This window comes from Nocardia sp. JMUB6875, from assembly GCF_041154655.1.
GTDB lineage: Bacteria > Actinomycetota > Actinomycetes > Mycobacteriales > Mycobacteriaceae > Nocardia.
In genome coordinates this window covers 1-6,112 of sequence record NZ_BAAFGR010000287.1, presented here as the reverse complement: position 1 = coordinate 6,112, position 6,112 = coordinate 1, and the positions used below count along the sequence as shown (strand labels likewise).

General features: G+C 69.8%; 7 protein-coding genes and 1 pseudogene. 3 read left to right on the top strand and 5 right to left on the bottom strand.

Annotated features, from left to right (window positions below):
• Positions 1 to 2: 2 nt before the first annotated feature.
• The gene (locus ACAM49_RS38105) at positions 3 to 530 is read right to left on the bottom strand and encodes a class I SAM-dependent methyltransferase (RefSeq protein ID WP_369640385.1); all 528 of its coding nucleotides are present in this window, start codon (positions 528 to 530) and stop codon (positions 3 to 5) included.
• 122 nt (positions 531 to 652) lie between these two features.
• Between ACAM49_RS38105 and ACAM49_RS38100 the strand changes: the two genes are divergently transcribed.
• Both ACAM49_RS38100 and ACAM49_RS38095 read left to right on the top strand, forming a co-directional pair.
• Positions 653 to 1,366 carry a response regulator transcription factor gene (locus tag ACAM49_RS38100; RefSeq protein WP_369640384.1) on the top strand — a complete coding sequence of 238 codons (714 nt, stop codon included), beginning with the start codon at positions 653 to 655 and terminating at the stop codon, positions 1,364 to 1,366.
• Complete coding sequence (locus ACAM49_RS38095) at positions 1,356 to 2,390, top strand: sensor histidine kinase (RefSeq protein WP_369640383.1); 1,035 nt, start codon at positions 1,356 to 1,358, stop codon at positions 2,388 to 2,390. The genes ACAM49_RS38100 and ACAM49_RS38095 overlap by 11 nt, the downstream gene beginning before the upstream one ends.
• On the opposite strand, the gene ACAM49_RS38090 is transcribed toward ACAM49_RS38095, so the two are convergent.
• The 4 genes from ACAM49_RS38090 to ACAM49_RS38075 all read right to left on the bottom strand — a co-directional run bounded on the left by ACAM49_RS38090 (position 2,314) and on the right by ACAM49_RS38075 (position 5,442).
• Positions 2,314 to 2,772 (bottom strand): hypothetical protein, encoded by a 459-nt coding sequence (locus tag ACAM49_RS38090; protein WP_369640382.1) that lies wholly within the window; start codon positions 2,770 to 2,772, stop codon positions 2,314 to 2,316. The genes ACAM49_RS38095 and ACAM49_RS38090 overlap by 77 nt on opposite strands.
• A complete protein-coding gene (locus ACAM49_RS38085) occupies positions 2,772 to 3,905 on the bottom strand; it encodes a molybdopterin-dependent oxidoreductase (protein WP_369640386.1) in 1,134 nt (377 codons plus the stop codon). The genes ACAM49_RS38090 and ACAM49_RS38085 overlap by 1 nt, the downstream gene beginning before the upstream one ends.
• A 125-nt stretch (positions 3,906 to 4,030) precedes the next feature.
• Positions 4,031 to 4,780, bottom strand: a complete 750-nt coding sequence (locus ACAM49_RS38080) for a DUF2064 domain-containing protein (protein ID WP_369640381.1) — start codon at positions 4,778 to 4,780, stop codon at positions 4,031 to 4,033.
• Entirely contained in the window at positions 4,777 to 5,442 is a 666-nt protein-coding gene (locus ACAM49_RS38075; RefSeq protein ID WP_369640380.1) for a glycosyltransferase family 2 protein, read from the bottom strand. The genes ACAM49_RS38080 and ACAM49_RS38075 overlap by 4 nt, the downstream gene beginning before the upstream one ends.
• Before the next feature lie 125 nt (positions 5,443 to 5,567).
• Here ACAM49_RS38075 and ACAM49_RS38070 point away from each other — a divergent pair.
• Positions 5,568 to 6,112, top strand: a pseudogene (locus ACAM49_RS38070) (hypothetical protein); the annotation flags it as partial.

Genomic DNA, 6,112 nt, shown 5'->3' with positions numbered 1-6,112 from the left:
CGTCAGGAGGGCGTGAGCCACGCGATCTCGTGGCCCGCGACGGTGGCCGCGGTGAGGATTCGCAGGTCTGCCGCGGCGGCCAGGCCGGGGGCCCGATCGATCCCGACTCGCGTCCACGGCACCGGCGCTCCGGTCCCGGGCGGGCAAGGCAGGCGGGTGGGACGGAGGCGTGATGTGGTTCCGGTGGCGGCAAATTCGACGATGGCGACGCCATCGTGAGCGAGGAGCTCGCGGGCGCGGCGCAGGACCCGGACCGGATCGCCGCCGAGGCCCACGGTGCCGTCGGCCAGGATCGCGTACTCCCAGCGACCGGTTCCCGGCAATCGATCGAAAATGTCGCGGTAGAGCGTGGGCACGCCGCGCGACCGTGTCACGGCCACAGCCATCGGCGAGAGGTCCACACTCAGCGCGGCCACGCCTTGACGCACCAGACGGTCGGCCAAACGGCCGGAACCGCAGGCGAGATCGAGGGTCGGGCCGTCGCAGCAGCAGGTGAGTACGCGGTCGACCCGTTCGCGCGCGGAGTCCATGATTCGACGTTATGGCCGTCGGGCCGGTCGGAACGGGTGCGCGGCGTGACAAAACAATGACGGCGTAGGGGGAAAGGGCTTGGACCAGGCTGTTCCCCGGGGGTGCGGAATAGGGTGGGGGGATGCGGATTCTCGTGGCGGATGATGATCCGGTCGTGCGTGATGTGGTGCGGCGGTATTTGGAGCGGGATGGGCTCGAGGTGGTGGAGACCGCTGATGGGGCGGCTACGGCTGCGGTGTTGGAGAAGAACGAGATCGATTTGGCTGTGTTGGATGTGATGATGCCGCCGCCGGATGGGATCGATTTGACTCGGGCGGTGCGGGCGGGGGCGCATCCGGAGACGCCGATTATTTTGCTGACGGCACTCGGGGATGAGGATGACCGGGTGATCGGGTTGCAGGCGGGGGCCGATGATTATGTGACGAAGCCGTTCAGTCCTCGGGAGTTGGCGCTGCGGGTGGCTTCGGTGTTGCGGCGGACGCATCCGCAGCCGGTGGTGGAGGAGGTGCTGCGCGGGGACGGAGTGGAGTTGAATCGGGCGGCGCGGACGGTGGTGGCGGGCGGGATGCCGGTGGAGTTGACCGCAAGGGAGTTCGATCTGCTCGCGTTCCTGTTGGCGAATCAGCGGCGGGTGTTCAGTCGGCAGGAGTTGCTGGCAGAGGTGTGGGGATGGAATTTCGGTGATCTGTCGACGGTCACCGTGCATGTGAAGCGGTTGCGGGCGAAGCTGGGGGCCGCGCATCGGATCGAGACGGTGTGGGGACGCGGATACGCCTGGGGTCGTGCGGATCTCCCGGATGGCCCGGCATCGGAGGAGGCGGCGGATGCCGACTGATACGCCTGGTCTGATCGGGTACGCGCTGGCGGGCACGCTGCCGGTCGTGGTGGTCGGCGCGCTGCTGCTGCGCTACACCCGCAATCGCGCCATCACCACGAGCATGGCCGTGCTGGTGCTGATTCCGACCGTGGCCACCCTGTGCGGCGTGGTGGCGGTGAGCGGGCTGATGTTCGGGGCCGAATTCGAGCGCACCGCAGTGGTTTTGGCGGTGGTCACCGCGGTCACCGTGCCCGCGGCCGTCCTGCTGGGCCGGGCACAGGCACGAACCATGGTGTGGGAGCGCGAGATGCTCGAGCAGGAGCGCGCCGCCGAGCGGTCGCGCCGCGAGCTGGTGGCCTGGGTCAGCCATGATCTGCGCACGCCGCTGGCGGGCATTCGCGCCATGGGTGAGGCCTTGATCGACGGGGTGGTGTCACAGCCCGAGGATGTCTCGCGGTACGCGGAACAGATTGTGCGGGAGACGAATCGGCTGTCGTCGATGGTGGACGACCTGTTCGAGATGTCGAAGATCAATTCGGGTGCGCTGCGGCTGGAGATGGAGCCGGTGGATCTGCGCGAGCTCATCGACGAGGTGCTGGCCGCCAACCGGCCCACCGCCGAGCGCGCCCGGATCACCTTGGCGGCAACCCAACCCGAGGACAAGATCGTGGTGGCGGGCAGCGACCGGGCACTGGGGCGGGTGCTGACCAACCTGGTCGCCAATGCCATCGCGCACACCCCGCCGGGCGGGCGCATCGACATTTCGGCGGGCGCGGATGACGGCCAGGCCTGGACCCGCGTCGATGACACGGGCCCGGGCATCTCCGAAGCCGATCTCCCCCGCATCTTCGAGGTCGCCTACCGCGGCAGCTCCGCCCGCTCCCCCGGCGCGGGCGAACTCGGCAGCAGCAGCGGCATGGGCCTGGCCATCGCGGCGGGGCTGGTGGCGGCGCATCACGGCGATATCAGTGCCCAGAACCGTTCCGAGGGTGCGCGTTTCGAGGTGCGGCTGCCGCTGCTGGAGACCGCCGGTCGCGGCTGAGCAGCAGGTAGGCGGCGACTCCGGCCCACACCAGGACCAGCGCGACGAGCAGGCCGACGGTGTAGTCGCGATCCAGAATGGTGTCGTTGCCGGGCACGGCACCCTCGCGGCCGATGACCGGGACCGCGAGCAGGATCAGGGCCAGGCTGCTGAACGCGCCCACCGCGTAGGCGGGCCACCAGCGCGCCGGGAGGACGCGGTGGCCCAGGAAGCCCACCAGGGCGGCACCCGGCCCGAAGATCAGGTTCTCCACCAGGATCGCGCCGATGAACCACGTCGCGACCGATTTAAGGTCGGTGGTGCTCATCTTCAGCAACAGGTCGAGCCCGTAGTAGGCGAGTCCGATTCCGCACGCGCCCAATAGGATCCGAATGATCGTCATTACAGTTCCTCGATCGACTTCAGCCATTTGGTCTGCAGCACCCCCGGGCGATTCGGCGCGATCAGGCGGCACGGGTAGCCGTGATCGAGGGCCAGCTCCTCGCCATTGAGGCGCAGGGCGATGAGTGTGGAGGCATCGACGACGAAGTCGTGCGGGAGCACCGACGAGCCGTAGATGCCCGTCGTCTCCAGTGACACGAAACGCACGTCACCGCCGCCGTATTCGCCGACCTGGGCGAGCAGGTCGCGCAGGCGGACACCGGACCAGTGCCCGGTCGCGCTCCAGCCCTCGACGCAGGCGATGGGCAGAATGCTCTCGTATTGCGGCAGGGCCTCCAGGTCAGCGCGGGAGAACCCACGCTCTCGCCCACCGACTTTCACGGCCAGCGCGTACTGCGGCGAGCGGGCCGTCTCGGTGACCGCGGCGGCCGCGGCCGTCCGATTGATCGGAACGCCTTGCGGGCCTTCGCCACTGCGCGGAGCCAGCAGCGACACCCACCGCAGGAATGGCACGGACTGCCCGGCCACCGCCAGACCCGCGACCACCGTCCCGAGCCCGGCCGCGACCAGCAGGGCCCGCCGCGAAACACCCGCACGGGCCTGCCCCTCCAATTCCGGTTCCTCCGATACCGGACGCGAAAGGGCCTGCCGCACAACGGGAAGCTTCACCGCCAGGTGAACGACAACCGCGCCGAACGCCACATACGCCATGGCGTGATGCGTGGTGGTGAAGAAGAACTTCCACGGATAGAACTGCGCCGTATTGAACAGCCCCGTCACGATCTGGAACAACACCGCGCCGATCAGCACCGCCACCGACGCCCGCTCCAGCAACTCCGGAAGCGCCCGCCGCACAGACGGTTTCAGAAAGAACCGCGGATACACCGACCACAACTTCACCAGCAACAGCGGAATCATCATGACCCCGACCGTCACGTGCGTCCCCTGCGTCACCCGATACAGCCACACGGGATGCGCGGGCCACCAGAACCAGTCCGGCGGATGCTGAATGAAATGGCTGATCAGCCCGGTCACGAACAGGATTGCGATCCCGACCCCGAGCGCGATCCCGACCCGCGCGGCCACCGCCGTCGAGCGGGCCGGGGACAACCGCTCCGCCAGCACCGGCGGCAGCAGCGAGGCGGAAGCCCCTGAATCGGGTTCGATGGTCGGGTCGGGGGCGGACGGCTCGGGCACGGCGTCCGCGGCGGGAGCGTGTTCTTCGGACTTCACCGCGGGCTCCTTTCGGGATTCGAATCTCAGAGTGGTACAGGGGTTTTCGCGGTCACCAATTCGGCGACGGTGCGGGCGAAGCGGCCGCGGGCGATGGCGGCCACCGCGATGGCGTCGGCGTAGGTGTCGACGTCGGTGAGGGTGGGTAGGGCGTGGACGCGGAAGCCGCTGTGGCGCAGGGCGGTTTCGGTGAGTTCGCCGGTGCGGTCGGTGGACATGGGGATGTCGGCGAGGAGGGTGGCCGGGCGGGGGTCGGTGAGGCCCAGTGCCCACCAGCCGCCGTCGGTGGCGGGGCCGAGGACGGTGTCGCCGGTGGCGACCAGGCGGGAGGCGGAGCGGGTGAGCAGGTCGGCGTCGGCCTGCGGGGTGTCCATGCCGATCTGGAGTACGGGGACGCCGAAATCGGCCGCGTCGAGGTGGGCGTTGGCGAGGCGTTCACCGAAAGTGTCGCCGCGCTGCGGGATCACCGTCACGTCGCGCAGGGCGGCGGACAGTTCGGCCGCGCGTTCGGCGCGGTCGAGGTCACCGGTCCAGGCGACCACGCGATGGCGAATGCCGCTCTCGCGCACCGCGTCCAGGGTGTCGAGCAGGGCGCAGGCCGCCAGGTAGGCGGCGTCGACCGGCGAGAACGGCGGGGTCAGACGGGTTTTCGCGTATCCGGCGATGGGCGATTTGGCCATTATCAGCAGGGTCGCGGGCACGGTGTCGGCGGCGCCGAGCGGGCCGTCGACGCCCGGTCGGGGGAACATGATCTCGGTGGGTTCGCCAGTGTTCATCGCACACTCCAGAAGTCGCGGGCGGCACGCACGGTGCCGAGCCAGGAACCGGACACCTTGGACTCGCCGTGCGTCCGCGGCCGATAGGTGATGTCACGTTCGAGCACCAGCCAGCCCGCCCGCGCCGCGCCGGTGAGCAGGGCCAGCGGATAGCCGGAGCGGGCGTGCAGATGGCCGAGCGCCTGCAGCCGGTCGCGGCGTGCCACCCGCATGGCGGCGATATCGTGCACTCGCAGCCCGTAGCGGCGGCGTAGCCGGAAGGCGAAGGCCCAGTTGCCGATTCGCGCGTGCAGCGGTAGCGCGCCGGGGACGGCGGCGCGGCGGCGGCCGACCACCATGTCGACGCCGGGGCTGAATTCGGCCACCAGGCGCGGTAGCTCGCCGGGATCCAGCGAACCGTCGCCGTCCAGCACGGCGACCAGTTCGGTGCGGGCGGCGTCGACTCCGGCGTGCACGGCGCTGCCGTAGCCGGGGGTCGATTCGGTCACCACGGTCGCGCCGGCCGCGCGGGCGACCTCGGCGGTGCCATCGGTGGAGCCGTTGTCCACCACGATCACGCGGTAGCCCATCGGAATTGCTGACAGTACGCCCGGCAAGGCCTCGGCCTCGTCGCGGCAGGGGATCACCACCGTGACCCCGGGTTCGGAGTCCCACTCGGTCATGGCCTCGACCGTACGGCCTACCAGGGTGTTCCGACCCCGGGACACGCATGACGAAAGTATGACAAGAGCAGGCGAAATCGGGATCCGGACAGTTCCGGCGGGGTTCGGGGCCTAGGGTTTGCGGCATGGCGAACGCTTCCGCGACAAGGGTCGCGCGCTACGTCTCCACCCGCGTCGACGGCTACTGCGCGCTGGCGGCCTTTCTGCTCGTGCTCGCGGCCTTCCTGGTTCCGCGAATCGAGGGCAAACCGTGGCGGGACAAGCTCTATGCCGGGGCCGCACCGATCTTCGGCGGCTGGCTGCCGCATATCGGGTGGGGCACGATTCCGGCGATCGCCATCGCGGCGGCCGTGGTGCGCTTCGGCCCGGCGCTCTCCCAGCGACTCTCGTGGGGGCGCCTGCTGGTCACGACCTGGGCGACCGCGGCCGCGTGGGCGTTCGCGCTGGCCATGGCGGACGGCTGGCAGCGCGGGTTCGCGGGGCGGCTCACCACCCGCGACGAGTACCTGCACGAGGTCGGCGGGGTGCGCGACATCGGGGCAATGCTGCGCGGATTCTCCGGGCGCATCCTGGATTTCCAGCCCGATTCGTGGACCACGCACGTGTCCGGGCATCCGCCGGGGGCGCTGCTGGTGTTCGTGCTGCTGGATCGGATCGGGATGGGCGGGGG